This window comes from Sorangium sp. So ce176 (assembly GCF_051519835.1).
Lineage (GTDB): Bacteria > Myxococcota_A > Polyangia > Polyangiales > Polyangiaceae > Sorangium > Sorangium cellulosum_G.
In genome coordinates this window covers 1310762-1337734 of sequence record NZ_CP150371.1, presented here as the reverse complement: position 1 = coordinate 1337734, position 26973 = coordinate 1310762, and the positions used below count along the sequence as shown (strand labels likewise).

Sequence of the window (26973 nt, the reverse complement as noted above, 5' to 3'; positions counted from 1 at the left end):
GTGCCAGCTTGCATTCGGCACCTCGAGCGCTCATGACCGCCCGGGTCGCGCCCCACCGGCGCTCTCGATGCCGACGCGCAGCACGACCTCGCCGGCGCCCAGGTCGACGCCGAGCAGCGCGGCGTCGCCCGTGGCGAGCAGGAAGCGGATCGCGCGCGGGGCGATCCGGAGCGGCGGCGACAGGCGCAGCGCGTCGCTCCCCTCCTCCACCCACGCGATCCGGCAAGCGTCGCCGGCGTCGAGCGCGAGCACGAGGTGCGACGCCGAGAAGGCGTGCAGCACGGCGCGCCCGGGCAGCGCGATCCTCCGGGGCGGCGCGCCCGCCTCGCCGCGGCGGACAATCGCGCGCTTGCCCGCCTCGAGGTGATCGCGCCCCACGGCGCGCGCCGAGGGCGGCGCGCCGAGCCCGAGGTGCGCGAGCGCCTCGAACGCCTCGCGCTCCTCGGGCGTGGGCCCGAGCGGCTCGCCCAGGACCGGCGCCGCGGCCGGCGCGGACCAGACCGCGGCGACAGCGCGTGCGGCGGCCGCCTGCTCGGGCGTCGCAGCGGGGTGCACGGCCACGACGCTCCCCCGCGCATCGAGCTCCTGCACGCCGCCGCCCTTGCCCACGAGCAGCCGGCCGCCCCGGACCGCGAGGACGGCGTCGCCAAGGAGCTTGCCGAGGACGGAGCGCGCGCCCCCCTCGAGGCGCACGATGTCCTGGAAATCCACCGCATAGACCGCCGCGTCGCCGGCGGCCACCGGGCGGCGCAGGTGCAGCGAGCTCGAGGCGCCGACCAGCGCGGTGGGCTCCGGCGGGACGAACGGCGCCGGGAAGAGCCGCTCGCGGAGCAGATCCGCGTCCTCGCCGGACGCGAACCTGCGTACCGCCTCGACAATCGCCTCGCGGAGCCTCGCATCGAGCGGCTCGACAAGCCCGGCGCGGGCGCCCGGGGAGAGCGGCCCGGCATCCAGGAGCTGGCGCCCTGCGCCCGCGAGCGCACGGTCGCTCGGCTGGGACTGGAGCGCCCGCTGGAGATCCTCGCCGGAGAAGCGGCCGAGCAGGAGCCGCGGGAGAAACTCGTAATCGGGCCGGCGCGCGAACGGCCCCGACCCCGCCCCGTACCATTCCAGGAGCCCTCGGGCCCTGCGCATGTTCGCGCCAGCCTGCTCGATCCACGCCGCCGCCTTCAGCATGTGCCAGGGGTCCAGGAGGCAATCCACCGAGGCGCACCAGGGGCCCTTGAGGTTCGGCGGGATCGTCTTGCGCCATTCGACCCGTGCGCGCTCGCCTTCCTGGCTGCTCCAGCGCGTCACGTCCTCGAGCGGCTCCGGTGCGCCGTGCGCGGCGAGCTGCTCGAGCAGCGCGCGCGGGACGCTCAGCTCGGCCCAGCCACACCATTGCTTCCAGTCGAGGCCCCGCCAGTAGATCGAATGGTTCTCCGGGTAGAGGTCCACCCGACCCACCGGCCCGCCCTCCGCCGCGAGCACGATCCCGAGCTGCGGCAGCCCGTGCGGCGCGCGGCACCGCTCGTCGAAGTAAGGCTTGTCCTCGCGCATCTCGAGCGCCGTTCCGAGGGCCTTCAGCGCCGCTCGGTCCAGCTCGGCGAGCACGCGTTCGTCACCGCCGACCAGTGTGCCCGCGGCCGCCGCAGCCAGCGCGCTCTGCAGATCCTCGTTTCGCGGAGGGTGACCGTACGGATAAGGATTGATGAAACGCACGGGCTCGTCTCGCTCCTCGCTCCGGGCTGATCAGCGCCGGCGCCGGCCGCGGCCCCCCTGCGGGCCGGGGCGCGTCTCGATCCAGGTGCCTTGATGCACGTACGGCGTCGTGCCGCCCGTCCAGTTCGGCGGCATCATGCCCGGGCCCCACTGGTGGCCGCCTGGCCCGACGGACGTGGTGCCCGCGTAGGTCGCGGCTGGATTGGCCGAGCGCGCGTCGCTCGCGGTAGCGAAGCACGCGAGCGCCTGGATTCTGCGCCTGGATCATGGCGACATGCTGCTGGATGGTCGCGTCGGCCGGCGCGCCCACGACGATCGTCGTGAGCCCGGAAGGGTCGATGAAGATCGTGACGTTGGGGACGAACCCGATCTCCTGCAGCGCGCCCAGCAGGCCGAGCGGGTCGGGGGTCAGGAAGACGTGCGTCGCCGGGTCGTAGAAGCGGTGGCGGTTGTAGTGCAGGCCGGTCACCGCGTCGGCGCGCTGCCCGGCGAACCGGAGCGCGCCGGGATCGCCTGTCGCGCGCGTGACGCGGCCGAAGGCGCCGAGATCGATCTCCGACGCGCGCCCGTCGCGGTGCAGGTAGAGCCAGGGCGTCGAGGCCGCGTCGGTCACGACCATCCGCCAGTCCTTGCCGTCGCGCGCCTCGAGGAGCGGCGTGAAGCCGTCGTCATCGAAGACGCGCTGGATCGACGGCCCCCTCGTCGGGCGCTCCTCGATGAGGCTCTCGCCATCCCAGCCGAACCAGGTGCTCTCGCCGTTGCCGTGCGCCTGCGCGACGCAGCGGCCGAGGGGGTCGTACAGGTAACGGACGACGAGGCCGTCGCCGCGGACCGCTGCGACGAGGCGGTCGCGCTCGTCGTACTCGTAGCGCCAGGTCTGCAGCGGCCCCTGACCGGCGCGCGCTGCGAGGCGGCCACGGGCGTCCCACTGGATCTCGGCGCCGCCCGCGCGCAGGGGGCGGCCGTCCCCGCCGATCGACCACGCGGGGCCGCGCGACGGGATCGGCGTTCCCTGGGCCGCGTACGTGAACTGCTCGTCGGCGCCGAGGCCGTGGAGGCGGAGCGGTCTGCCCTCGACGTCGAGGTCGTACTGGCGCGCGCCGCGCTCGCTGTCCGTGACCGCCGCGACCGGGCCCACCCGGCTCCACGTCCACGCGCGCGCCCGGGGGCGGCGCGGCGCAGCACCCGCACGAGGCCGTCGTCGTCTTCGACGAGAAGATCCTCTCCGACGGCGGCGACGCGGACACCGAACGGCAGGAGCAGGACCTGATCCTGCGCGGGGCAGGAGAGCACCTGGGCGCGACCGCCCGGCGCGGCGAGCTCGAGCTCATCGCCGCGGCGCCGGGCGCTCCAGGCGAGATCGTGCGACCACCCCCACCCGATACCGCAGCGACGCCGCACGGCCGCGGTCGAGTAGCTTCGCTCCAGGGTCAGCACCAGGGGCCCCGGCAGCTCGAGATCCTCGACCGGGTTCGTGTACATGGCCCCGCTCACGACGTCGATCGGGTGCCCCGCGGACGCCTGGCCATCCGCCCCCGGCGGCGCGGGTGGGCTCGGCGGGCCCGCGCCCTGGCTGCTGCCGCCGCCACCACCGCCGCCGTTGCCCGGGCCCTGAGGGCCGCCGCCGCCCGGACCGCCGGCGCTGCTGCCGCCGCCGCCGCCGCCCGCGGCGTTGCTCGCGCTCACCCCGGCGCCGACGGTGATGCTCTTGTTCATCTGGCCCATGCTGCCCGTGATGCCGGCCATGCCGAACTCGATGAGGACGTTGGGCGCGCCCAGCCAGGGAAAGCACGGCCCCCCCGTGTTGAGGCTGACGACCTCTTTGAGTGTGCCTGGCTCGTTGCCGTGACAGGCCTTCATGCAGCCGCCGACAGTGAGGATCTTCGCCCCTTCGATCTTGGTCCGCATGCACGGATCGATGATCCCCTCGGCCACGGTGCCCATCGTCGGGTACCGGATCGGCAGCGGGCTCGGCGCCGCGGGCGTCAGGCACACGCTGACGGCCATGCCGGTCATCTGGTGCCCCGATTTCTCCGTGATCGTGTCCATGTGAAGAGCGGTGACCTTGCCCATGGCGCTCTCGAGCGTCGCACGAGACGTGTCCCGGCCACAACACGATATCACGATGTCGGAGCGGCGCGCGTGCGGGCCCGGTGCAAGGCCGGCACACGCGACGACCGCACGGTTCGTTGATCGGGAGAAACGCCGTAAGAGCGCCGATCGAGGTGGTTGTCGATGAGCGCCTCCAGGTGCTCGATCATCCAACCTCGAATCTCAGAGCCTGACCCGGGCCCTCTGCGCCCTGCGATGACAGACGGCGTGCCCGGGCGAGCCGCCGGCTCCGGCGCTCCTCCCGCGTTGCGCTCGGGCGGGCGGCGGACCAGCATCCCGGCATGGAGATGCGACGGCGGAAGGACCCGGCGAGGTCGAAGTCTTCTCTTATGCTCGAGCGGCTGCCGTCTATCCTTCTGTCGCTATTTGCCGCGTTTTTCGTCGCTATCGCCAGCTTCGTGATCTCGGCCGGCTACGCAGAGCACCGGGCCGCCGAGATCGACGCGGCGGCCAGGAGCTTGGCGGAGAACGCCACGCCGAGCATCATCCACCTGGCGACCGCGCGCGCCGAGCTGAGACATAACCAGGCGCTCCTGAGCGACCTTGTCAACAACGCCGCGCTGGGCCGCCCGTTCGACCGCCACGAGCTCGACGAGGCGCGTGACAATCTATCCCGGAGCCTCGACGCCTACCTCGGCATCCCCGTTTATCCGGGAGAGCTCAAGCAGTGGCAGACAGTCGCTCAGGAGCTCGGCAAGCTCGCGATGGACACCGACCGGGCCCTCGCGCTGCTGGCGAACGGCCATCCGGACGAGGCCAACAAGCTCATGGACACGCTGCGAGCGGACTTCAACGGGACGAGCGAGGCCGTGATGGCGAGCGTCGAGCTCAACGCGCGACAGGCACGCCGTCTGGCGATCGAGATCGCAGCCAACCGCGTTCGCTTTCGTCGGATCGCGCTCGTGCTCAACACAGCGAGCGTGACGTTCGCGCTGCTGGCCTGCGCGGCGGCCGCCGTGCAGATCCGTCGTCATGTGAGGCTGCTCTGGGGGCAGGGCGTGCTCCTGGAGCGTCGAGCGGATGAGCTCGAGCAGTTCGCCGGTCGGGTCGCGCACGACGTGCTCAGCCCCCTCGGCTCGGTCGCGCTCTCGCTGGACCTCGCCTTGCGGCGGTGCAGCGAGGGAGATCCGGCACGAGAGGCGCTCGAACGGGGCCGGAAGGCCATCGCGCGTATCAAGCGCACGACCGACGGGCTCCTGGGGTTCGCTCGCGCTGGCGCGAGGCCGGAACCTGGCGCGCGCGCCGAGGTGAGCCCCGTCATCGACGATCTCATGGTCGAGCTCGTCCCTGTCGCGGTGGAGCTCGGCGTGGAGCTCCGCGTCGAGCCCTTCGCCCCGTGCGCGGTGATCGCGAACCCCGGCGTGCTGACCAGCATCCTCGCCAACCTGATCCGCAACGCGCTCAAGTACGTCGGCGATTCGGCGGTCTGTCGCATCGTGATCCGGGTGCTCGACACGAGCGACGCTGTGCGGATCGAGGTGGAAGACACGGGGCCCGGCGTGGCGCCGGCCCTCGAGCAGATGGTGTTCGAGCCTCACGTCCGAGCGCAAGGCGCTCGAGTGCCGGGTCTGGGCCTGGGCCTCGCCACCGTCAAACGCCTGACCGAGGCGCACGGCGGCCGCGTGGGCCTCCGCACGGTCGTGGGCAAGGGGAGCGTCTTCTGGTTCGAGCTGCCCAGAGCGAGCACCGAGGCGGCGCACGCGTCCGAGATAGCTCCAGCACCAGCGCGCGATATCCGGGAGACGGCCCCCCGATGACCAGACGTGCTCCAACGAACGGCGAGGGCGCGCCGGCCGCGGACGAGGAGGCCCTCCCCGAGATCGTGCCCGACACGCCGGTCCCGGACGTGCCGTGGTAGCCGCCTCCTTCGAACGGACCCGGCGGTGCCGCCCTCGTACAGGGTCGCCGCCTCGAACGACCCGCGGCACCTCGAACCTGTACAAAGTTGTTGCCTCGAACGGCCCGCGGCGCCTCGAATTTGTACAAGGTTGCCGCCTCCGACGACCCTGAAGACCTCGAATTTTGTACAAGGTTGCCGCATCGGGCGACCCAGGACACCTCGTTTTGTACAAGGTTGCCGCGTCGGGCGACCGTGGGTGCCGTCTGTGTGTACAACACGGCCTCCCCGGACCGCGCTGGACCCTTCAATTCACGCCGATCCGTCTTTGTTGACCCGGTGCGCGGCGCCAGGCACCATCCACGCGCGGCGCCATGCCGGCCTGCACGGCCGGAGGCTCGACCCCCGGCTCACCGCGCTTCCCTAACTCGCAACTGAGGTGCTTGGATGCACGTTCGTACGATTCTCTTGTTCTGCCTTGCCCCCCTCTTCATTGGTGCTCTCCCGGGCTGCGGCGGCTCGGATGATCCGCAGGACGGGAACAACACCGAGGTGGGACCGCTCGGTGAGTGCCCGCCCAACCCCGATGCCCAGGTGATGGCGGGCTTCGACGCGCTCCAGACCAACTGCATCACCTGTCACACCAAGGAAAAGACGGACGCCGTGAGCCGCGGCGGCGCGCCCGTCACCGTCAACGTCGACGACCCGGCGACCGTCACCGCCGAGGCGGAGGAGATCTACAAGCGGGTCGAGGACGGCACGATGCCCGTCGGCTCGCCGCTCCCCGACGAGACCGTCGAGTCCATCCGCGTCTACCTCGCCTGCGAAGCGCTGTAATCGACACCGCGCTCCCCCTCCCCCCCAACCACCGCTGAACGCCAGCGCGCCGTCTCATGAGACGGCGCGCCGGCGACCGCCCCCGGACCGCTGCCGCGCTGCCGCTTGCAGCCCGCGCCGGAGCAGCGATAGCGTGACCGGGCTGCGCCCGGGACATCGCCCCTCGGACGCAAGACAACCCTCTTCAGAACGATGCAAGACGGGATGCGTTTACAGCATAGATTCAGCTTTGCCGTGGTACTGGCAACGATCCTCTCCGCCATCGGGTGCTCCGGCGACCCACCTGTGAGCGAGGGCGCCGGCGGACAGGCCGGGCACGGGAGCACCACGACGAGCAGCGCCGAGGGCAACGGCGGCGGCGGCAGTGGCGGCGGCGGCGGCGGCGGCGGCAGCGGCGACGGGGGGGGCGGGGGCACGGACGCGGCGCCCGACTTCACGCTGCTCGTCGTCCCCGCGACCGTCGACATCCCGTATGGCGGGCTGACCTCGGTGCCGCTCACCATCCGTCGGTTCAACGGCTTCGACGCGCCGATCGACGTGATCGTCAACGCGCCTCCGGAGGGGCTCGTCGTCTCGCCGCTCGTGATCCCGCCCGACGCCACCTCCAGCGCCCTGGAGGTCGGGGCCTCGGGAGAGCTCACGGCGGGCACGACGTTCAACCTCGAGCTCGTGGGCCGCTCGGGCGACCTGCTGCGCTTCGCCGCGACAGCCGCCACGGTGGTCTCCGCCGCGCCCTGATCGCCGCGGGCTCGCCGGCGCGCCGCGCTCCCGGATCGGCGCCGGATCGCTGTGCGAGCGCGCGATCCGGAGTATGGTGCGGGCATGCCCAGGCTGGATGCCCGCTCCGGGGCCGCGGCGCTCGCGCTGACCGCGGCGCTCGCGCTGACCGCCGCGCTCGGCGCCTCCTGCGCCGGCACGCCCGCCGCGCAGCGCGGCGCGACCTGCCCGCCGCTCTGCCCCGCCGTCCCGCCGCCGGCAGGCTCGCCGCCCGCAGCGTCGGCGGGGCCGGTCGTGCCGGGCGCGGCGGGCGAGGCGCCGGTGTTCGATCCGGAGCGCCTCACCCCCGTGCTGGGCGACCCGCGGCTCGCGCCTGTGCAGAAGCTCGTCGAGCAGGAGGCGTACGCCAGCGCGGCCGCCGCGCTGGCCCAGGTGCTCGCCACACCCCTGCCGGCCGCGGACGCGGCGTCGTTCCGCTACCAGCTCGCGCGGCTGCGCGCGCTCGCGGGCGACCCGGCCGGCGCCGCGCGGGAGTACGACGCGGCCGCGGCCGCCGGAGGGCCGCTCGCCGACCACGCGCGGTTCGCGGCGGCCGACCTCCTCGCCAGGATGGGCCAGCCCGACGCGGCGCTCGAGCGCGCGCGCGCCGTCGCGTCGGACGTCGCGATCGCCGACGAGATCGATCGCATCGTCGCGGGCGCGCTCGCCGAGAAGGGGGACATCGAGGGCGCGGCCGCGCACTGGCACGCGTACCTCGGCCGGAGCTGGCCCGCGTCGACGTGGGTGCCCGAGGCGCTCCGCTTCGCCCGCGCGCTGCTCCGCCACCCCGGCGAGCAGCACGCGGAGGAGGCGATCCGGATCGCCCGGCGCGTCATCGACGAGGCGCCGGGCGGCGCCGGCGCGGGCGAGGCGAAGGAGATCCGGGACCAGGCCCTGTCGACGCTGCCGTTCGCGCGGCGCAAGCCGTTCCTCGACCCCGGGCCCGCCGACCTGCTCGCCCGCGCGCGCGCCCTGCTCGCGTCACGGCAGGACAAGGAAGCGCTCGCCGTCGCCGACGCGCTTGTCGCGCTGCCCGAGGCGCAGGCGCCCTCGGCCTTCGCCTGCGACGCGTTCGCCGCGCGCGGCGAGGCGCTCGGGCGCCTCCGGCGGAGGCCCGAGGCCGCCGACGTCTACGGCACCGCGATCGAGCGCTGCGGGCCAGCCGCGCCCGCCGGCGCCGCGCCGGCCGCGGCAGCCGCGCCGGCCGGGGCTGCGACGGCTGTATCCGACGCGCCCGCGGTGAGCGGCGGCGCCGCCGGCGCGGGCGCGCCCGCCCCGCGGCGACCCGAGACGCTCTACAACGCCGGGCGCGCCTCGCTGCGCGTCGATCGACACGCGGAGGCGGCCGCGCGCTTCGCGCTGCTCGAGAAGGAGCACCCGGATCACCGGCTCGCGGACGACGCGCGCTACCTCGGGGCGCGGGCGCTGCTCGCGCTCGGGGACCAGGCGCAGTTCGTCCAGATGCTCACCGCCATGCCCGACGACTTCCCGGCGGGCGACATGGTCGCCGACGGGCTGTTCGAGCTCGCGCTGTTCGAGATGGAGCGCGGCGGCTGGGCAGGCGCGGTCCGGCCGCTCGAGCGCGCGCTCGAGCGCTTCCCGCACGAGCGCGCGTACCACGCCGCCGGCAGGCTCCCGTACTACCTCGGCCGCGCCCACATCGAGACCGGCTCGCCCGACAAGGGCAAGGCGCTGCTCGAGCAGGTGATCCGCGACTACCCGCTGTCGTTCTACATGGCGCTCGCCCACGCCCGGCTCGCCGAGATCGACCCCGCGGCCGCCCAGCGCGCCCTCGCCGCGGCCATGGATCGCGACGCCAGCAGGCCCTACACCGAGCTGCGGAGCCCCGCGTTCGCGCGCCCCGCGTTCACGCGCGCGGTCGAGCTCGCGCGCCAGGGCGAGGCGCGGCTCGCGCGGCGCGAGCTCGACCTGCTCGGCGTCGGCGGCCGCACGGCGCCGCGCGAGGTGATGTGGGCCTCGGCGTTCCTGCTCGCGCGCGCGGGCGCGCTGCCGCAGTCGTACAGCATCCTGCGCACCGCGATGGCGGCGCCGGCCGACGGCCGCGCCGAGATCGCGGGAAATGTCGAGTGGGTCGACCACTACCCGGTCGGGCGCTGGCGCGCCGCGTGGGAGCTCGCGTACCCGCGCCCGTTCGCCGCCGTCGTCGCCGCGGAGACGAAGCGCAGCGGGATCCCCGAGGCCCTCGCCTACGCGATCATGCGCGAGGAGTCGGCCTTCGACCCGAAGGTGGCCTCGCACGCGGACGCGTACGGGCTGATGCAGCTCATCGTGCCGACAGCGAAGCGCATGGCCAAGCCGCTCGGGCTGCCGTGGAGCGCCGAGGCGCTGAAGCGCCCCGAGGTCAACGTCGCGCTCGGCTGCCGCTACCTCTCGGTGCTGCGCGGCCAGTTCTCGGACAACCCGCTGCTCGCCATCCCCGCCTACAACGCGGGCGGCGGCGCGCCGAAGCGGTGGATCGCCGAGCGCCCGTCGCAGAGCTTCGACCTGTGGGTCGAGCGCATCCCGTACGAGGAGACCCGGCTCTACACGAAGCGCGTGATGACGAGCCTCGCCGTCTACGAGCTCCTCTACGCCGGCGCGCAGCCGGGCGAGGCGCTGCGCACGCCGCTGCCGGCGAGCCCGGCGGCGCGCTCGGCGGTCGCGAACGCCGCGCCCTGACGCGCGCCCACGCGCGTGGAACCTGGGCGCGCGCCCACGTCAACAGCTTGCTCGCGCGCCCTTCGCCGAGGTTTCGGCGAGCGGGCAACGCGGGAGCTTTGGTACAGTCCGCGCGTGGTCGACCCCTCGAGCCCCTCCCATCAGCTCGTGGGCGCCGTTCTGAACGGGCGCTTCCGGATCGTGCGCCTCCTCGGCGAGGGGGGCATGGGCGCTGTCTACGAGGCCGACGGCCTGCGCGGCGACGGCAAGCGCGCGATCAAGGTGCTGCACCCGGAGTTCACGCAGGACGAGCAGGTCCTCCACCGCTTCTTCGCCGAGGCCGAGGCGACGAAGGGCTTCGTCCACCAGAACATCGCCTCGGTCTTCGAGGCGGCGCGGGCCGAGGACGGCACGCCGTACCTCGTGATGGAGCTCCTGCAGGGCGTGCCGCTCTCCGCGTACATCAGCGCGGGCAACCCCATCCCCCCGCCGCAGGCCGTGCCGATCATCCACGAGGTGCTCCAGGCGCTGATGGCGGCGCACGGCCACAAGGTGATCCACCGCGATCTGAAGCCGGAGAACCTGTTCCTCGTGCGCGACCCGCGCGGCGGCTTCCGCGTCAAGGTGCTCGACTTCGGCATCGCGAAGGTGATGGACGCGGCGGGCGGCATGGGCCTGAAGACCCGCGCCGGCACGCTCCTCGGGACGCCCGGCTACATGAGCCCCGAGCAGATCAAGAACGCGCAGGGCGTCGACGCGCGCACCGATCTCTGGAGCGTTGGCGTGATCTTCTACGAGATGCTCACGGCGACGCAGCCGTTCCCCGCCGAGAACGAGTTCGCGCGGCTCACGGCCGTGCTCGCGAAGGAGGTGCGCCCGATCGAGCAGGCCGCGCCGCACCTCGCCGCCTGGAGCCTCTTCTTCCAGCGCGCCCTCTGCAAGGACGTGAACGGGCGCTTCCAGACGGCCGAGGAGATGGCGCAGACGCTCGGCGCCATCGCGCACCGCACCGGCGTCGCGATGCCCGGCGGGTGGTCCGAGCCGCACGCGTCGCCCCCGCCGCACCACCTGCCCTCGCTGCCGCCGCCGCACCAGCCGCCGCCGCACCAGCCGCCGCAGCCGCACACGCCGCAGCCGGTCCAGGGCGCGACGGCGAGCATGCATGTCGCGCCGCGGCCCCCGACGGTGCCCCCGCCGCGCGGGACCACGCCGCCGACGCAGGCGACCCCGTCGATCGCGCCGACGGCGACGTTCCCCGTGTCCCCTCCCCCCGTGGCCCCGGTGGCCGCCGGGTCGACGTACATCAGCGCGCAGCGGCCCACGGGCGTGCCGACGCTCGCTGGCGGCCACTACGACGTGCGGGTCGTGGAGGTCCCCCTCCCCTCCGAGGCCGCGGCCTCCGAGGGCGCGGCCTGGTGGCTCGTGGGGGTGATCGGCCTCGTGTGCCTCGCCGTCGGCTTCGCGATCGGCGTGCTGGTGAGCGGGTGAGCGCCGCGGGCCGCGTCCGCGCGCTGCTCGCCGTCACGTGCGCCGCCGGCGCCCTGGGCGCCCCGCGGAGCCTGCGCGGCGACGAGGCCGGCGCGCGCGAGCCGCCCGTGCACGTTGTCGACCTGCACGTCGACGTGCCCTGGCAGGTCCACTTCAAGGGGCGCGCCCTTCGCCTCGACGAGGGCCACGCCCGCAGGGACACGCTCGTCGCGGGCAACTACCTCGGCATCGTCCTGCCGATCTACCTGCCCGACCGCGCGCGGCCCGAGGGCCCGCAGATCGAGGACGCCAGCGCGATCCTCGCGACCATCGACGCGATCATCGCCGCGAACCCGGTGCTCCTCCCGCTCGGCGCGGCGCGGGCCGAGCCGGGGAGGATCAGCACCTTCCTCTCGATCGAGGGGGCCGGCGCGTTCGCGGCGGACATCGCGCAGATCGACCGCTTCATCGCGCGCGGCGTGCGGCTCATCAGCCCGAACCACGCGCAGAACACGCGGCTCTCGTCGTCCGCGACCGGCGAGCCGGCGGCGTTCGGGCTCACCGAGCTCGGCAAGCGGTTCTGCGAGCGCGTGTACGCGCAGGGCGCGCTCATCGACGTCTCGCACATCTCGGACGCCGCGTTCGCGGATCTCGCCCCGATCGCCGCGGCGCACGGCGCGCCGATCGTCGCGACCCACTCGAACGCGCGCGCGATCGCGAACCGGCCGCGCAACCTGACGGACGAGCAGCTCCGGCTCATCGGGCGGAGCGGCGGGGTCGCGGGGCTCAACTTCCACGCCCCGTTCGTGAACGGCGCGCGCGAGGCCGACCTCGACGACGTGATCGCCCAGGTCGACCACATGGTCCGGGTGGCCGGCGTCGATCACGTCGCGATCGGCTCGGATTTCGACGGGGGGATCATCCCGCCGAAGGGGCTCGGCGACGCGTCGGCGCTGCCGGCCCTGGCCGCGCGGCTCCGGCAGCGGGGGATGTCGCGGGACGACGTGGAGAAGGTCTTCTCCCGGAACGCGCTGCGCATCCTCGGCTGGCGGCCGGCGGGCGGGAGCGCGGCCGGCGGCGCGGGCGGGTAGGCGAAGGCCGCCGCGCGCCGCCGGGGCGGTCGTGGTAAGGGCGCGCATGCGCACGAATGTCGCCCTGTCGGTGCGGGGGCTCGCCGCCCTCGCTGTCGTCGCGTCCGCCGCAGGCCCGAGCTGCGCGGAGCTCGGTCACCTGGAGGGCGTGGGCGCGGCCGTCTGCCCCGAGCTGCGCGGGCCGGGCGACGTCCTCGGGGCCCACTTCTCCGCGGACGCGCGGGCGAACGCGAAGGTGAGGACGTTCGTGCAGGCGGCGAAGGACATGGCCGACGTGTCCGCGGCGATCGAGGCGCAGGTGGCCGACGCCTGCCGCCGGATGGGCGCGGACCTCGGGATCCACCCCGCGCAGATGGCGCCGCGCGACGAGGCGGGGGGCCAGGCGAGCGGCGCCTGCGGCCCTGTCGCGGCGGCCGTCGACGCGATCCTGCGCCAGGGCGCCGGCGTGCAGGTCGCGGTGACGCCGCCGATGTGCCAGGCGAACGCCCAGGCCGGGGCGCGCTGCAGCGGCGCGTGCGACGTGCAGCTCGATCCGGGGCAGATCGTGGCGCAGTGCGAGCCCGCGCGGCTCTCCGGCTACTGCCAGGGCCGCTGCGCGGGGCGGTGCGAGGGGCGCTGCGCCGGGCAGTGCCGCGGGCAGTGCTCGGCGTACGACGCGCAGGGGCGCTGCGTCGGGTACTGCGACGGCGAGTGCGACGGCGGCTGCGACGCGACCTGCCACGCGCGCTGCGAGGGCACCTGGCAGGCGCCGCAGTGCGCGGGGATGGTGCGGCCCCCGAGCGCCGACGCCGAGTGCGAGGCGAGCTGCCGCGCGCACGCGGACGTCTACGCGGCCTGCACGCCGGCGCTCGTCCAGGTGCGCCCGTCGCAGGGCGCCGAGATGGCCGCGCGGCTCGCGGCGACGCTGCAGGCCAACCTGCCGGCGCTGCTGCACGCCGAGGTGGCGCTCGGCCGGAGGCTCCTCGGCGACGCCCAGACGGTGGTCCAGGTCGGCGCCGCGCTGCCGCGCATCGTGGGCGACGCGGGCGCGCACGCGCTCGCGTGCGTCGCCGGGGCGGCGGAGGCATCGACGAGCGCGTCGGTGCGGATCCAGGTGAGCGTCCGCGCCAGCGCGAGCGTCACGGGGCGCGTCGGGGCGACCGGTGGGTAGCGGCAGGGGCACAATGCTCGAGCGGCTCGTGGCCGAGCCCGGCGACGGGCTGGACGACGAGGAGCGGGCCGAGCTGCGCGCGACCCTGGAGGCGGGGCTCGCCGTGCTGCGAACGGGGGGAGGCATCGACGCGGAGGAGCTCCTGTCCGAGCTGCGGGCCCGCGGGTGAAGATCCGGTCCCGGCGCCGCCGCGCGCGCACGCCGCCCGCCGGCGCGCCGTGGCCTGCATCGCCGGCGTGGACGGCGCCGCGCCGGTCGGACTACCCTCCCGCTCCCGCCGGGAGGATCCCATGACCGATCTGGACGACCGCTGTCTCGACACGTTCCCCGAGTGGCTGCGCAGCCTCGCCTCCGACGCCGCCGACCTGGCGGGCCTGCTCGCCTCGCCGGACATCCCGGAGCCCGCGCGCCGCTCGCTGGCGGGCGGCCTCAACTACCTCTTCAAGTCGCTCGACCTCATCCCGGACGGCATCGAGGACCTCGGCTTCCTCGACGACGCCTTCGTGCTGCGCGTCGCCGCGTCGTTCGCGGCGGCGGAGAGCCCGGTGCTGCGCGACCAGGCGCCGACAGTCGCGCGGCTCGCCCGCGACGCGGAGCTCATCGCGGAGCTGCTCGGCGCCGACAACGCCCGGCTCAAGGGCTACGTGCGCTCGCTGGAGAAGGGCGCCGCGCGCGGCCGCACCGTCGACGACATCCTCGGCGACGAGCAGGTCCGCACGTCGTTCCTGCACGAGATCACCGGCTGGGCATCGAGCTACACCGCCCCGACCTTCAGCCGCGACGCGAAGAACCTGATCAAGCTGAAATCCTTCCTCTCGGCCAAGCTCCCGGCCTGAAGCTCCCCGTCCGATCGCGCGACGGCGCCCCGCCGCACGACGCGGCGCGAGCGCCGCCGGCGGTGTACACCAAGCGCAACCCCCGGAGGACCGCGTCCGATGTCAGCCGCTCCCCGCCTCTCCGTGCTGCTCGCCGCGCTGCTCGCCGCGGCCTGCGACGCCGATCGCCCGGCCTCGACGGCGCAGCGACCCACCCCCGCCGCCCCGACGCCCGCCCCGAGCTCCGCCGGGGCCGATCCCGCCCCGCCGCCCGACGCCGATCGCTCCTACGCCCGCCCCGCCGCCGAGCGCGTGGTGGCCATCGGCGACGTGCACGGCGACCTCGAGGCCACGCGCGCGGTCCTCCGGATCGCGGGCGCGATCGACGGCTCGGATCGCTGGATCGGCGGGAAGCTCGTGCTCGTCCAGACGGGCGACGAGGTCGACCGCGGCGACGGCGAGCAGGCCATCGTGGACCTCTTCGACCGCCTCGCCGAGGAGGCGCGCGCGGCCGGCGGCGCGGTCTACGCCTTGAACGGCAACCACGAGGTCATGAACGTCCAGCTCGATTTCCGCTACGTCACCGAGGGCGGCTTCAAGGACTTCGAGGACGCACCCGGGCTCGACACAGCGGCCCCCCGGCTCGCGCCGGTGCCGCCGCCCGCGCGGGCCCGCGCCGCCGCGTTCGCGCCCGGCGGCCCCTACGCGAAGAAGCTCGCGGCGCGCGACGTGATCATCACGGTCGGCGACACTGTCTTCGCGCACGGCGGTGTGCTCCCGTCGCACACGCGGTACGGCGTGGGGAGGATCAACCGAGAGGTGCGCGCATGGATGGAGGGCAAGGCCCCGCCGCCGGCCGTCGTCGTCGCCGAGGACAGCCCGGTGTGGGCGCGCCTCTACTCGAGCGACCCGCCCCCCACCCCGGGATCGAGCCCCTGCACGGCGCTCGACAAGGTGCTCGCCGCGATGTCCGCGAAGCGCATGGTCATGGGCCACACAGTCCAGCGAAACGGCATCACCTCGGCCTGCGGGGACAAGGCCTGGCGGATCGACGTCGGCATGGCCGCCCACTACGGCGGCAAGCCAGCAGCGCTGGAGATTGCCGGTGACACGGTGCGCATCTTGACGGGCGACACAATCGACGCGACCGGCGACAAGGGCGAGAAGAAAAGAAGCGCTGGTGGCGAGAAAAAGTGAGCCGCGAACACAATGATTCGACACCGGACACGTGACACGTGACACGCGTCGGGACAGCGCAGAACGCCTACACGAGCGCGCGCCGCCGCGGCGCGCCTCGGGTCCATTGACGGGCGCCGAGCGGACCGGATAACGTCATTGGCAAACTGGGGCATTTCGAGCCGCAGGGGAAGAGAATCAGATGCCTGAGCTACCGCTCGCGCTGATCCACGAGGCGAATCGGGGCGTACGGGACCCCGCCCTGGAGCTCGGTGAGCGATGCCTCCCCCTCCTGGTTCCCTCTATCTCACCTTCTCCGCTGCCCCGATATCGGCAGCTCGGGCGCGGCGCAGCGTGGCCCGACACGGAGAGCCGCTGATGGACGACGATGAGCTGTTGCGCGCCCTGACGCGCATCGCGCAGCAGGATCCGGGGAAGGATCCGTGCAGGCGCAAGCTCGCCGGCGACGCGCTCCCGGAGGGCGAGCAGGGCGCCGAGGGCGGCGCCGCGGCGCGCCCGGGCGAGGAAGGGGCGGAGCGCGAGGCCCGGGTGCCCCTCGACGACGAGACGCGCGCCCGGCTCGCCGACCAGCTCGTCGCGCAGCTCCGGGAGCCGCGCGACGCGCCCGCGCCGCTGTCGAGCCCGATCGTCGACCGGAAATCGGGGATCCGCATCCGGGGCCCCCACGAGTGGGACTGCGAGGCGGAGGGCCCGGACGACGTCGTCGAGCCGCCGCAGCTCGGCGCCGACGCCGACTCTCTCAGCGGCACGAGCTCGCCGCTCAACACGGATGCGCCTGTGTGCCGCACGATCGGCGACGAATCGGAGCCGCCCGGCGCGCTGGAGCCGCCCGGCGCGCTGGAGCCGCCCGGTGCGGTGGAGCCGCCCGGCGCGCTGGAGCCGCCGCGCGGCGCGTGTTCGAGCGCGCCGCCGGGGCCGGCCTCCGCATGCACGCCGGGCGGAGCGGATGCCCTCGTCCTGGCGCCGCGCGCCGTCGTCCTGGCGCCGCGCGAGCGCTCGCTGTGCCCCGAGCTGCGCGTCGAGCGGCGGACCGCGCGGCGGTCGCGGGCGCGGGCTGTCGCGGGCGCGGCGGGCTGGGCCGCGGCGGCGGCGCTCGTGTCGCTGCTCGCGATGCGGCCGGCGCCGTTCGCGCCGGGCGCGGCGCCGCTCCCCCAGTACGCTGTCGCGGCGACGCTCGGCGACGCCCCGCTGCAGGGCGATCGTGAGCTGGGCGGTCCCCGCGACGCCGCCGACGCCGCCGACGTCGTCCGCGTCGGCCGAGGCGCCCGGCTCACGATCGCCCTGGCGCCCGGCGGCCGCGTGCACGCGCCGGTCGACGTGAAGGCGTTCCTCGTGCGAGGCGGGAGCGCGCGCCCGTGGCCGGTGGCGATCGATCTGGACGAGCGCGGCGGCGCGAGCATCTCGGGCACGCGCGAGGCGCTCTTCAAGGACGTCGCGGCGGGCGCGTGGGAGGCCGTCTTCGTGATCGGCCAGCCCGGCTCGCTGCCGGACGACGCGGAGGACGAAGGAGCGCTGCCCGACGAGCGCGCCGTCCACCTGGCGGGCGGCCGGCTCCTCCGGCAGCGATTGTTCCTTGACTGACCGCCACTTGGACTAAGAGGAAAGCTGTTCTTCCTGCGGCGAGCGAGGCGCGCGCCGGGCGTTCCACCGGCGCTCGCGCGAGGGCGCGCGGCGCCTGCCGGTGCGGAGGGGAGAGGGCAGCACGCATGAACCGACGGATGTTCAAGAGCAAGATCCACCGCGCGACGGTGACCCACGCGGATCTGCACTACGAGGGCAGCGTCACGATCGACGCCGACCTCCTGGAGGCCGCCGACATCCTGCCCTACGAGGCGGTCGACATCTGGAACGTGACGCGCGGCTCCCGGCTGACGACCTACGCGCTCGAGGGGGCGCGCGGCTCCGGCGTCGTCTGCATCAACGGCGCCGCGGCGCACCTGAACCAGCCCGGCGATCTCGTGATCATCGCGACGTTCGCGGACATGGACGACGCCGAGGCGCGGCGGCACGCGCCGCGCGTGCTCCGCGTCGACGGGCAGAACCGGCCGCTCGCCGAGCAGCCGCCCGAGACGCCGGGGCCGCTCGCGCCGGGGAGGCCGCTCGAGGCCTCGCCCCGCGCCGGCGCCGCCCCCGAGGCGCCGGCGCCGCGCGCGTCGAGCTGATCGCGCGCCTCACCCGGAGCGCGGCAGCGCCCGCGCCACCGGCGCGCGGGCCAGCCGGAGGAAGCGCGCCATGAGCACCGCCGCGACGGCCATGAGCCCCGCGGTCAGCCCGAACCAGAGGCCGCGGACGCCGAGGTCGAGCCCGAAGGCGAGCGCGATCGAGAGCGGCAGGCCGAAGGCCCAGTGGGCGCCGAGGTTGGCCCAGAACGGGAACCGCACGTCGCCCGCGCCGCGCAGCGCGCCCGCGGCGACCGCCTGGATGCCGTCGAAGATCTGGAAGAGCGCGGCGATGCGGAGCAGCGGGACGCCGATGGCGAGGACCTCCGCGTCGGGGGTGAACGCGCCGATCAGGGCGCGGGGGAACGCGGCGTACGTCGAGGCGCTCACGCACATGATGCCGGCGCCGAGCAGGACGCCCAGCAGGCCGGGGCGCAGCGGCGACCGGCCCGCGCCGACGGCGTGCCCGACGCGGACAGCGGTGGCGCCGCCGACGCCGATCGCGCCCATGAACGCGAAGGCCGCGAGCCCTATCGCGACCTGGTGCGCCGAGACCACGGTGGCGCCGAGCCGCCCCGCGAGCAGCGCCGTCATCCCGAACACGCCGATCTCGGCGAGGAGCTGCAGGCCGATCGGGACGCCGAGCCGGTAGACAGCCGCGACCGGCACCGCGCCCGCGTCGTCCTGGGAGGCGCCGCGCCGGCGCCGCGCGGACCAGAGCACGATCGACGAGAGCACCGCGCTGGCCAGGCTCGCGGCGAGCCCCGCGCCGAGCGCGCCGAGCTGCGGCAGGCCGAGCGGCGGGAGGCCGACCCAGCGCAGCACCTCGTCGCCGCGGACCATGAGGTTGCAGGCGACGAGGTTGACGACGTTCGCCACGATCACGGCGATCAGCGCGGGCCGCGTGGCGCCGTGCGCCTGGAGGAAGCTCTTGCTGGCGAGGAAGACGGGCCAGAGGAAGATCCAGAGGGCGTGGCCGAGGATGTAGCGGCGCACGCCGGGGACCAGCGCGGGGTCGACCCCCATCGGCGCGAGCGCGAAGGTCGCCGCGAGCGCGGCAGCGAACGCGACGACGCTGACGAGCACGCTGGCGCGCAGCGTCGCGCGCAGCGCCGCCCACGCCTGCCCGGGTCGCCCGGCGCCGATCGCCTGCGACGCGAGCGGATCGACAGCGGCGGAGATGCCTATCCCGAGCGCGTTGCATATGTGGACGAGCGTCCTGCCCATGGCGCAGGCGGCGAGCTCGTCGACCGAGACGCGCCCCACGATCGCGACGTCGACGAGCGTCATCGAGACGAGCCCCGCCTGTGCGACCGCGATCGGCAGCGCGAGGCGCACGAGCGCGCGCAGCTCGGACCGCGCGCTGTCGGCGGCGAGAGGGGTGGGGGCGACGTTCACAGGGAGACCGGGACTGGAGAGGGGGCGGCACCATAGCGCGCGCGGGCAAGCGCGCTTGCGCTGCGGCGGGTCGGGCGAGCGCCGCGGAGGAGAAAGATCAATTATTCTGATGACTTAGCGCGAACTGGACGAGGCAGAGCGGGGAGAGAAAGAGAGGCAACATGTAAGCGCTCACGACCACCTCTGCCGGCCTCCGTCTTCCGTATCGCGTCTCCCGTCCTCCGTCTCCCGATCCCCGTCCTCGTCTGGCGTGCTCGTGCGCGTGCGCGTGCGCGTTCCCGCTCCATCCCTTCTCCCGTCACCGTGAGACGTGTAGCGGCACGACCGAGGACGGGAACGCGCACGCGCACGCGCACGCGCACGAAGAGGCCAGACGGAAGAGGGCTGACGGGAGACGGAAGAGCGGAGACCGGAGACCGGAGACCGGAGGGATGCAGGCTCACACGGCGCCAAGGCGACACGAGAAGACCCCCCTCGACACTCCTCTCCTCGACATCCCCAGACCTCACCAGGCGAGGTGAACCCTCCCGTCCAGATACACCCTCTGCGCCTCGCCGAGGCCCGTCGACTCCCCGTCCACGACGCGCAGCATCCCCGTCGCGGGCCCCAGCATGACGTCGCGCCCCGCCTCGAAGCGCTGCGCCCGGACCAGGGCGCGGTAGGCCTTGTCGAGCAGGAGCGCCCGCTCGCGCGACGGCGCCACGAGGTACGCGAGATCGCGATCGCCGCCGGGCGCGCCGCGACGCACCGCGGCCTCGTCGAGCGCGCCGCCGGGGAAGAAGCGCGCGAGCATCTCCGCATTCCCGCGGTAGTCGTCGGCCCCGCCGGCGCGGCGCATGTACGTCAGCACCTCCGGCTCCGCGTGGCCGGCCTGCGGCGCGTCGGGCATGCCGCGCAGGTCCTGGTGCCGCCAGCCGGCCGCGCCGGGCACCTTGCGCGCCAGCGAGAAGGTGTGGTCCACCGTGACGCCGACCGCGCTGTGACACCCCATGCACGCGCGGTGCTCCTCCGCTGTCTGCAGCCGCAACCGGCCCTGCTCGTCCTCGATGAACCCCTGGATCTGCCAGCCGAACGCGTTGCGCAGGCCGACCTCGGGCGCGCCCGCGTAGCGCGGCGGGAACCCCTCCTCCTTCTCCTCGGCCTCGCGCTCGTACGCGCGCGAGATCGCCCAGTCGTCCGGCTCGTCCACCTTGCGCGCGTAGCGCAGCTCCTTCATCCGCGCCGCGAGCAGCGACGGCCGGTCGGGGTCGAGGTAGCGCACCGAGTGCAGGAGCTCCGTCCCCCGCGGGTAGATCCACGCGCGCACCGGGACCCCGGCCGCCCCGCCCGCGTAGCGCGCCGGCAGGCGCCGGATGCGCGTCACCGCGGCCTCGATCGCGCCGTCGCCGTCGAGATCGACCCCGGCGACCACCTCGCTCACCGGCTCGACCTCCCGCCCCTCCGGGGCGCCCGCGGCCCCCGCCTCGCGGGCCCCGGGCAGCGGCGACGGCGACGCGATCGCCGCCTCGAGCAGCGCGAGGTTCAGCTTGTAGACCTCCCGCGACGGGGCGCCGGACGCGTCCTCGCGGAACGCGGCCGGCAGCCGGATGAACACGTCGCCGGCGCTGCCGTTCGTGGGCCAGAAGCTCCCCGGGAACGGCTTGTACCGCACCGCCCGGAACCCGCTCCCGTCGGCCGCGAAGCCCTCGCCGTCGAGGCCGGCCGCGAGGTCGAGATCCGGCACGTACCCCGGGTACTCGCGGCGCTCCGACAGCGCCCGCAGCGCGCTGCGCAGCGGCGCGTAGTTGTCCTCCCGGATGTACTCGAGGATCTCGGCGTCGCTCGTCCGCGCGGCGGCCGCCGAGAGGTCCTCGAGCAGGTTGACCCAGGGGTTCTTCCGCGCCGCGTCGGAGAAGCTGTACGCGCGCTGGAGGTCGTGATCCGCGAGCGTGTTCGGGCCGAACCCGGTCGTGTGGCACGTCCAGCAGCCGTTCGCGCCGCCCGCCGTGCTCGCGTAACACATCGGCGGGATCGACGCCTCGAGGTTGCCCGGGCGCCCGGCGCGCGCGGCCGCTGTCGCGAGCGGGTCGTACGCGCCCCCGCCGCAGCTCGATCCCGCGGCGAGGACGGCCGACGCCGCGGCCAGGGCCAGCGACGCGGACAGCAGGCCCTCGCGGCGCTCACGGAGGGGGCGCGCGGGGCGCATCGGACGCATGCGTCGCACGGGGCTCATCCGGGGAGGAAGCTGACCGCGATCACGCTCGACAGCGCGTCGTTGCCCGCGGGCCAGGCGCTGTAGGCGTCCTCGCCGGGGTGCTGCACGGACATGAAGATCGTGCCCATGTCCGGGGTGAACTGCGGGCCGGTCGCCTCCGCGTCGCTCGGCATCGCCACGACGCGGAACGCCTTCCCGAAGCTCGGCGCGACCACGCCCGACGCGCCCTCGCGGTGCGCGGGGTCGAGATCGAGGTAGTAGAACGCGTCCGCGTGCGGGTTCGCCCCGAAGTTGCCGTCGGTCCCGAACCACACGCCGCCCTCGCGGTCGAGGAGCAGGTTGTCCGGGCAGGCCGCGTCGAAGTCGCCCTGCCCCTTCGACCCGTGCCACACCTCGAAGAACCGGAACGTCGCCGACGCGCCGGGCGCCGCGGGGTCCTCCTCCTCCATCGCGAAGATCGAGCCCACCTCGTCCGCGCGCTTCGGGGACGCCATCGCGTGGACCTCCGGCGCGAAGAGGACGCCGCGCTGATCGAGCGCCGTCGGCCGCGTGTGGTTCGTGAACGTCACGTAGATCCGCGGCGAGCCGCTCGGATCGCGCGGGTTCCACTCGATGTCCTCGGGCCGGTTCAGCTCCATGATCCCGACCTTGTTGCTCGCCGTGAACAGCGCGCGCCGGACGTCGTCGTCCGTCGCGAAGCCGCCGATCCCGTTCCAGCGCACGTCGCGCAGCGCCTCGCCGACCGTGGTGGCCGCCGCCCCGAGCGCGGCCGCGTTCGGCGCGACAGCCGCGCTGCTCACCGAGAGCTCGATCCACCGGCCGACGCCAGGGGCCGCCTCGGTCGGGGCCGCGCCTGTCGCGAGCAGGGTGTCGCCTGTCGCGTTGTCGAGGCCCTCGAAGTGCGCCGCGTAGAGCTTGCCGGCCTCGAGCAGCGCGCGGATCTGGGCCCGCGCCATCCCGGCCGTGTACTTGCCGGCGGTCACGTACTTGTAGATGCGCCCGCCGCGGCGGTCGTCGGAGCCGTAGATCACGATCGGCTGGTCCGGCAGGAGCTTCCAGTCGCCGTCGACAGCGAACGTCGCGGCCTCCCAGCGGGCGCGGCCCATGAAGCCGAACTTCATGTGGCCCACGCCGGGCTCCGTCGCGCCCTCGAACTCGCCCGCGGGCTGCCCGGGGTCGATCTCGGCGAGGTACCCGTAGTGGTCGCGGAGCTGCCGGCCGTTCGGGTCGGCGATGCGCCCGAACTCCGCCGTCGCGCTCGCCTCGACGACAGGGCTCACGTCCGCGCCCGGGTCGAAGCCCCTGCCGGTGAGGAACTTCTGGTCGGCCGACCAGCTCGCCTCGAGATCGCCGAAGTAGTCCTGCACGTTCTCCTCGGCCGAGATCACCGTGCCCCACGGCGTCAGCCCGCCGGCGCAGTCGCCCATGATGCCGGCGACGACCCCTTGCGGGAGCGCCTCGCCTGTCGCGTCGTCCTTGCCCGGGCCGAGCAGCGCCTGCCCCGCGACCCGGGTCCGCGTGGCGCTCGTGGCGTCGTAGCGGACCGCGGCCGCGCTCCGATCGACGGACCACGCGCCTGTCGACGGGTCCTGCACGGCGCGGAGCCACGAGCCGCCGACCTGCTTCTTCTCCCACCGGATGAACGTGTCGACGTCCTGCTGCGACCAGACGCTCGAGGCGACGTCGTTCGTGAGCACCCCGAGCGCCCTCAGGTGCCGGGCGAGCACGAGGTGCTGCCCGGTCGGCGCTGAGCTGACCGTGGGGCTCCTGCCCGAGACGTACTCGTGGTTCACCCAGAGCCAGCCCGCGGTGCCCGAGCCGTTCCACTGCGGCGCGTCGCCCGCCGTGGCGTCCCACCCCTGGCCGAAGAAGGCGATGTAATCGTTGTTGGCGCCGAAGCGGGGCGCGTCCGGCGCTGTGCTGAACGTCAGCGGATCGAGCCAGCTCACCAGCACGTCGGAGCGCACGCCGGCGAGCGCCCGGAGGGTGTCGGTCGCGGCCGCGTGGAGCGGGAACTGCTCGCCCGCGGGCAACGCGCCGGCGGCGAACAGCGCCACGCGCTCCTTCACGTAGTCCGCGAGGCTCGCGGCGCTGGTCCGCGGCGGCGCGTCCTCGCCGGGATCGCCCTTCGGACCGGGCTGCCCGTCCTGGCCCGGCGTGCCGTCAGCGCCGTCAGCGCCGTCGGCGCCGTCCTGGCCCGGCGCCCCGCTCTCGCCAGGCGCGCCGTCCTCACCGGGCGCGCCGTCCTCGCCACGCGCGCCGTCCTCGCCACGCGCGCCGTCCACGCCGTCCTGGCCGCGGGCGCCGTCCTGGCCAGGCGCGCCCTGCGCCCCCTCCTCGCCACAGCCGCCCCCGAGGGCGGCGAGGCCGCCCGCGAGCACCAGAAGGAACGCCGACCTCAGGCTCCGCTTCGTCATCATCTCATCGTCTCCGCCGGTTCTGGCCGCAGACGATGCCCGGCGATGATGTCGCCCGGGTGCGACGAGCGCGACGACTTCATGTCAGACGTCGCGCGCGTCACGAGCGCGCGACGCGCGGCTCACGCGCGCTCTGCCGGACGGCGAAGATCACGGACCGAGAGGGGGCGAGCGCACCGGCGCGAGGCGCCGCGCTACTCGTCGTCGTCGTCGGGCACGACGATGTCCTGATCGAAGCGCGCGCGCGCCTCGAGCAGCTCCTTGTCGGAGATCCATGTGCGCTCGCAACCCTGGAGCGGGGCGACCTGGTAGACGTCCTTGCGCTGCTCGCCGTGTCCGTCGTCGAGGACCCGGACTACCTCGTGATGGAGGCCGCAGGAGGGGCAGAGCGCTCGCATGAGGGCTCACTATAGTGCGAGCGCCCTGGGTGCAAGGCCCTCCCCGCTCGCCGCCGAGGGACCGGACGGCGGCGGGGGGACGTCAACGCGCGTGAGGGGGGAGAGGCGGGACGAGGGGAAGAGACGGCCGGATCAGGCCGTGACGCGGGCGCCGGTCGCGGCGGCGGGCTCCTTCTCGCCCGACCTGATGCGCATCGAGTAGAAGGAGCGGTACACGAACACCGTCGAGAGCAGGAAGAAGATGGCCGCGAGCACGACGCTCGTCGTGCGGTCGATCTCGATCGCCAGCTCGACCGCGAGCAGGCCGAACAGGGTCGTGAACTTGATGATGGGGTTCATCGCGACGGACGAGGTGTCCTTGAAGGGGTCGCCCACGGTGTCGCCGACGACCGTCGCCGCGTGCAGCGGCGTGCCCTTCTCCTTCAGCTCCACCTCGACGAGCTTCTTCGCGTTGTCCCAGGCGCCGCCGGCGTTCGCCATGAAGATCGCCTGGTAGAGCCCGAAGAGCGCGATGCTGATGAGGTAGCCGATGAAGAAGAACGGCTCCAGGCAGGCGAAGGCGAGGGTCGAGAAGAAGACGCCGAGGAAGATGTTGAACATCCCCCGCTGCGCGTACTGCGTGCAGATCTCGACGACCTTCTTGCTGTCCGCGATCGAGGCCTTCTCCACGCCATCGAGGCGGATGTTCGCCTTGATGAACTCGACCGCGCGGTAAGCGCCCGTCGAGACCGCCTGGGTCGACGCGCCGGTGAACCAGTAGATGATCGCGCCGCCCGTCACGAGGCCGAGCAGGAACGGCGGGTGGAGCAGCGAGAGCTTGTCCACGTTCGCCGTCAGCCCCCGCGTGAGCACGACGATGATCGAGAAGATGAGCGTCGTCGCGCCGACGACCGCCGTCCCGATGAGCACCGGCTTCGCCGTCGCCTTGAACGTGTTGCCCGCGCCGTCGTTCTCCTCGAGGTAGTGCTTGGCCTTGTCGAAGTTCGGCGTGAAGCCGAAGTCCTTCTTCAGCTCGGCCTCGATGTTGGGGACGCTCTCGATGAGCGAGAGCTCGTAGACCGACTGCGCGTTGTCGGTCACCGGGCCGTACGAGTCGACCGCGATGGTCACCGGGCCCATGCCGAGGAAGCCGAACGCCACGAGGCCGAAGGCGAAGACGCTCTCCGCCATCATGAGCTGCTCGAGGCCCTGGGCCGAGATGAGGTACGAGGTGCCCATCAGCACGACGAGGACGATGCCCATCCAGTACGCGCTGAAGTTGCCGGCCGTCAGGCCCGACAGCACGTTCAGCGAGGCGCCGCCCTCGCGCGACGCGGTCACGACCTCGCGGACGTGGCGCGACTCGGTCGAGGTGAAGATCTTGATCATCTCAGGGATGATCGCGCCCGCCAGGGTGCCGCAGGTGATGATCGAGGAGAGCTTCCACCAGAGCGACGAGTCGCCCCCGATGTTCGGGATCATGAACGCCGAGACGGCGTAGGTGAGCGCGACCGACACGATCGAGGTCAGCCAGACGAGGCGCGTCAGGGGGGCCTCGAAGTTCATCTTGTCGGCGTCGCCGTAGGAGGCCTTCGCGATCGCCTCGTTGAGGAGGTACGAGCCGATGCTCGCGAGGACCATCACGATGCGCATCACGAAGATCCAGACGAGGAGCTGGACCTGGACGGCCTGGTCGGGGACGGCGAGGAGGATGAACGAGATGAGCGCGACGCCGGTCACGCCGTAGGTCTCGAAGCCGTCGGCGCTCGGGCCGACCGAGTCGCCGGCGTTGTCGCCGGTGCAGTCGGCGATGACGCCCGGGTTGCGCGCGTCGTCTTCCTTGATGTTGAAGACGATCTTCATGAGATCGGAGCCGATGTCGGCGATCTTCGTGAAGATGCCGCCCGCGATGCGGAGCGCGGAGGCGCCGAGCGACTCGCCGATGGCGAAGCCGATGAAGCACGGGCCGGCGTAGTCGGCCGGGATGAAGAGCAGGATCATCAGCATGAGCATGAGCTCGGTGCTGATGAGGACCGCGCCGATGCTCATGCCCGCCTTGAGCGGGATGGCGTAGGTCGGGAACGGCTTGCCCTTGAGGCTCGCGAACGCGGCGCGCGAGTTCGCGAACGTGTTGATGCGCATGCCGAACCAGGCGACGCCGCAGCTGCCGGCGATGCCGACCAGGCTGCTCAGCAGGATGACCACGACCTTCGTGGCCTCCATGTGCCGCAGCACGCCGAAGTAGAGGACCATGACCGCGCCGATCAGGACCTCGAGGACCAGGATGAACTTGAACTGCGTGACGAGGTACGTCTTGCAGGTCTCGTAGATGAGCTCCGAGATCTCCCGCATCGCGCGGTGGACCGGGAGCTTGTTGAGCTGCGAGAAGATGACGATCCCGAACACGAACCCGAGGGCGCAGACGCCGATGCCGCCCAGGAGCAGCGTGCGGCCGTCGACGCCGCCGAACGACTGGGAGCTTAGGTCGGGGAGGACCAGATCAGATTCGCTGGCGCTGGCGAGCCCGCCGCTGAGCAGCAGGGCGAGCGCAGCGAGCCCGGCCAGCAGCGGTGCGAGCCAGGCCTTTTGAGACCGGATGACGTTCATGGACGGTGTGCCTCCATCGCAAATGCCGAGGCAGAGGGCGACGCCATCGCCGCCCGCTGCTTCGTGGTTCCGAGGGGTTGGCCGCCTGCGTAAAGGGGAAGGGGAACCGGCGCGCTGCCGGATGGGTTCTTGCTCTAACGCCGACGCTTCAGCACAGCCTCGCCCCTCAGCGACCGGCGGTGTCGGGATGCCCAGAGCTG

21 protein-coding genes and 1 pseudogene are annotated in these 26973 nt (G+C 73.7%); 13 read left to right on the top strand and 9 right to left on the bottom strand.

Going from position 1 to position 26973, the window contains the following annotated elements; translation table 11 throughout:
• Positions 1-30 precede the first annotated feature (30 nt).
• The 3 genes and pseudogenes from WMF42_RS04955 to WMF42_RS04945 all read right to left on the bottom strand — a co-directional run.
• Entirely contained in the window at positions 31-1593 is a 1563-nt protein-coding gene (locus tag WMF42_RS04955) for a hypothetical protein (RefSeq protein ID WP_437690515.1), read from the bottom strand.
• Between the two features lie 7 nt (positions 1594-1600).
• Positions 1601-2839: an RHS repeat-associated core domain-containing protein gene (locus WMF42_RS04950; protein WP_437690513.1), complete on the bottom strand. Its 1239-nt coding sequence runs from the start codon at positions 2837-2839 to the stop codon at positions 1601-1603.
• A gap of 170 nt (positions 2840-3009) precedes the next feature.
• Positions 3010-3660 (bottom strand): annotated as a pseudogene (locus WMF42_RS04945) (DUF6531 domain-containing protein); the annotation flags it as partial.
• Between WMF42_RS04945 and WMF42_RS04940 the strand changes: the two are divergent.
• The gene (locus tag WMF42_RS04940; protein WP_437690511.1) at positions 3608-3754 is read left to right on the top strand and encodes a hypothetical protein; all 147 of its coding nucleotides are present in this window, start codon (positions 3608-3610) and stop codon (positions 3752-3754) included. The pseudogene WMF42_RS04945 and the gene WMF42_RS04940 overlap by 53 nt on opposite strands.
• 67 nt (positions 3755-3821) lie before the next feature.
• On the opposite strand, the gene WMF42_RS04935 is transcribed toward WMF42_RS04940, so the two are convergent.
• Positions 3822-3962, bottom strand: coding sequence for a hypothetical protein (locus WMF42_RS04935; protein ID WP_437690509.1), 141 nt, complete (start codon positions 3960-3962; stop codon positions 3822-3824).
• A 180-nt stretch (positions 3963-4142) separates the two neighbouring features.
• On the opposite strand from WMF42_RS04935, the gene WMF42_RS04930 reads away from it, so the two are divergent.
• From WMF42_RS04930 to panD, 12 genes are all read left to right on the top strand, one after another.
• Positions 4143-5570: a sensor histidine kinase gene (locus WMF42_RS04930; RefSeq protein ID WP_437690507.1), complete on the top strand. Its 1428-nt coding sequence runs from the start codon at positions 4143-4145 to the stop codon at positions 5568-5570.
• Positions 5571-6097: 527 nt separating this feature from the next.
• The gene (locus WMF42_RS04925) at positions 6098-6487 is read left to right on the top strand and encodes a c-type cytochrome (RefSeq protein WP_155798459.1); all 390 of its coding nucleotides are present in this window, start codon (positions 6098-6100) and stop codon (positions 6485-6487) included.
• Between the two features lie 234 nt (positions 6488-6721).
• Positions 6722-7225, top strand: coding sequence for a hypothetical protein (locus WMF42_RS04920; RefSeq protein ID WP_437690505.1), 504 nt, complete (start codon positions 6722-6724; stop codon positions 7223-7225).
• Between the two features lie 84 nt (positions 7226-7309).
• Complete coding sequence (locus WMF42_RS04915; RefSeq protein ID WP_437690504.1) at positions 7310-9922, top strand: transglycosylase SLT domain-containing protein; 2613 nt, start codon at positions 7310-7312, stop codon at positions 9920-9922.
• A 114-nt stretch (positions 9923-10036) separates the two neighbouring features.
• Positions 10037-11389, top strand: a complete 1353-nt coding sequence (locus tag WMF42_RS04910; protein WP_061608818.1) for a serine/threonine-protein kinase — start codon at positions 10037-10039, stop codon at positions 11387-11389.
• Positions 11386-12459, top strand: a complete 1074-nt coding sequence (locus WMF42_RS04905) for a dipeptidase (RefSeq protein ID WP_437690502.1) — start codon at positions 11386-11388, stop codon at positions 12457-12459. Before WMF42_RS04910 ends, WMF42_RS04905 begins: the two co-directional genes overlap by 4 nt.
• Before the next feature lie 46 nt (positions 12460-12505).
• A complete protein-coding gene (locus tag WMF42_RS04900; RefSeq protein ID WP_437690500.1) occupies positions 12506-13609 on the top strand; it encodes a hypothetical protein in 1104 nt (367 codons plus the stop codon).
• Positions 13610-13622: 13 nt separating this feature from the next.
• Entirely contained in the window at positions 13623-13778 is a 156-nt protein-coding gene (locus tag WMF42_RS04895) for a hypothetical protein (protein WP_437690498.1), read from the top strand.
• Between the two features lie 121 nt (positions 13779-13899).
• Entirely contained in the window at positions 13900-14445 is a 546-nt protein-coding gene (locus tag WMF42_RS04890; RefSeq protein ID WP_061608815.1) for a DUF1232 domain-containing protein, read from the top strand.
• A 99-nt stretch (positions 14446-14544) separates the two neighbouring features.
• Entirely contained in the window at positions 14545-15621 is a 1077-nt protein-coding gene (locus tag WMF42_RS04885) for a metallophosphoesterase (protein ID WP_437690496.1), read from the top strand.
• A gap of 357 nt (positions 15622-15978) precedes the next feature.
• The gene (locus WMF42_RS04880) at positions 15979-17202 is read left to right on the top strand and encodes a hypothetical protein (protein WP_437690494.1); all 1224 of its coding nucleotides are present in this window, start codon (positions 15979-15981) and stop codon (positions 17200-17202) included.
• Between the two features lie 125 nt (positions 17203-17327).
• Complete coding sequence (panD, locus tag WMF42_RS04875; RefSeq protein ID WP_437690492.1) at positions 17328-17783, top strand: aspartate 1-decarboxylase; 456 nt, start codon at positions 17328-17330, stop codon at positions 17781-17783.
• Positions 17784-17792: 9 nt separating this feature from the next.
• Here panD and WMF42_RS04870 read toward each other — a convergent pair whose 3' ends face one another.
• The 5 genes from WMF42_RS04870 to WMF42_RS04850 form a co-directional block, all read right to left on the bottom strand.
• On the bottom strand, positions 17793-19178 hold the full coding sequence (locus tag WMF42_RS04870) for an MATE family efflux transporter (protein ID WP_061605335.1): 1386 nt from the start codon (positions 19176-19178) through the stop codon (positions 17793-17795).
• A 505-nt stretch (positions 19179-19683) separates the two neighbouring features.
• Positions 19684-21372 (bottom strand): hypothetical protein, encoded by a 1689-nt coding sequence (locus WMF42_RS04865; protein ID WP_437694205.1) that lies wholly within the window; start codon positions 21370-21372, stop codon positions 19684-19686.
• A 14-nt stretch (positions 21373-21386) separates the two neighbouring features.
• Positions 21387-23792 (bottom strand): alkaline phosphatase PhoX, encoded by a 2406-nt coding sequence (locus WMF42_RS04860; RefSeq protein WP_437690490.1) that lies wholly within the window; start codon positions 23790-23792, stop codon positions 21387-21389.
• Positions 23793-23983: 191 nt separating this feature from the next.
• Complete coding sequence (locus tag WMF42_RS04855; protein ID WP_061606318.1) at positions 23984-24187, bottom strand: hypothetical protein; 204 nt, start codon at positions 24185-24187, stop codon at positions 23984-23986.
• A gap of 132 nt (positions 24188-24319) precedes the next feature.
• Positions 24320-26773, bottom strand: a complete 2454-nt coding sequence (locus tag WMF42_RS04850; protein ID WP_061606317.1) for a sodium-translocating pyrophosphatase — start codon at positions 26771-26773, stop codon at positions 24320-24322.
• Between the last annotated feature and the right edge of the window lie 200 nt (positions 26774-26973).

Excerpts from the sequence above, each read along its gene's own strand:
- WMF42_RS04940 (WP_437690511.1), top strand. The coding sequence starts at position 3,608 with ATGCACGGATCGATGATCCCCTCGGCCACGGTGCCCATCGTCGGGTAC.
- WMF42_RS04935 (WP_437690509.1), bottom strand. The coding sequence starts at position 3,962 with ATGATCGAGCACCTGGAGGCGCTCATCGACAACCACCTCGATCGGCGC.
- WMF42_RS04930 (WP_437690507.1), top strand. The coding sequence starts at position 4,143 with ATGCTCGAGCGGCTGCCGTCTATCCTTCTGTCGCTATTTGCCGCGTTT.
- WMF42_RS04925 (WP_155798459.1), top strand. The coding sequence starts at position 6,098 with ATGCACGTTCGTACGATTCTCTTGTTCTGCCTTGCCCCCCTCTTCATT.
- WMF42_RS04915 (WP_437690504.1), top strand. The coding sequence starts at position 7,310 with ATGCCCAGGCTGGATGCCCGCTCCGGGGCCGCGGCGCTCGCGCTGACC.
- WMF42_RS04900 (WP_437690500.1), top strand. The coding sequence starts at position 12,506 with ATGCGCACGAATGTCGCCCTGTCGGTGCGGGGGCTCGCCGCCCTCGCT.
- WMF42_RS04895 (WP_437690498.1), top strand. The coding sequence starts at position 13,623 with ATGCTCGAGCGGCTCGTGGCCGAGCCCGGCGACGGGCTGGACGACGAG.
- WMF42_RS04890 (WP_061608815.1), top strand. The coding sequence starts at position 13,900 with ATGACCGATCTGGACGACCGCTGTCTCGACACGTTCCCCGAGTGGCTG.
- WMF42_RS04885 (WP_437690496.1), top strand. The coding sequence starts at position 14,545 with ATGTCAGCCGCTCCCCGCCTCTCCGTGCTGCTCGCCGCGCTGCTCGCC.
- WMF42_RS04880 (WP_437690494.1), top strand. The coding sequence starts at position 15,979 with ATGGACGACGATGAGCTGTTGCGCGCCCTGACGCGCATCGCGCAGCAG.
- panD (WP_437690492.1), top strand. The coding sequence starts at position 17,328 with ATGAACCGACGGATGTTCAAGAGCAAGATCCACCGCGCGACGGTGACC.
- WMF42_RS04865 (WP_437694205.1), bottom strand. The coding sequence starts at position 21,372 with ATGCGTCCGATGCGCCCCGCGCGCCCCCTCCGTGAGCGCCGCGAGGGC.
- WMF42_RS04860 (WP_437690490.1), bottom strand. The coding sequence starts at position 23,792 with ATGATGACGAAGCGGAGCCTGAGGTCGGCGTTCCTTCTGGTGCTCGCG.
- WMF42_RS04855 (WP_061606318.1), bottom strand. The coding sequence starts at position 24,187 with ATGCGAGCGCTCTGCCCCTCCTGCGGCCTCCATCACGAGGTAGTCCGG.
- WMF42_RS04850 (WP_061606317.1), bottom strand. The coding sequence starts at position 26,773 with ATGAACGTCATCCGGTCTCAAAAGGCCTGGCTCGCACCGCTGCTGGCC.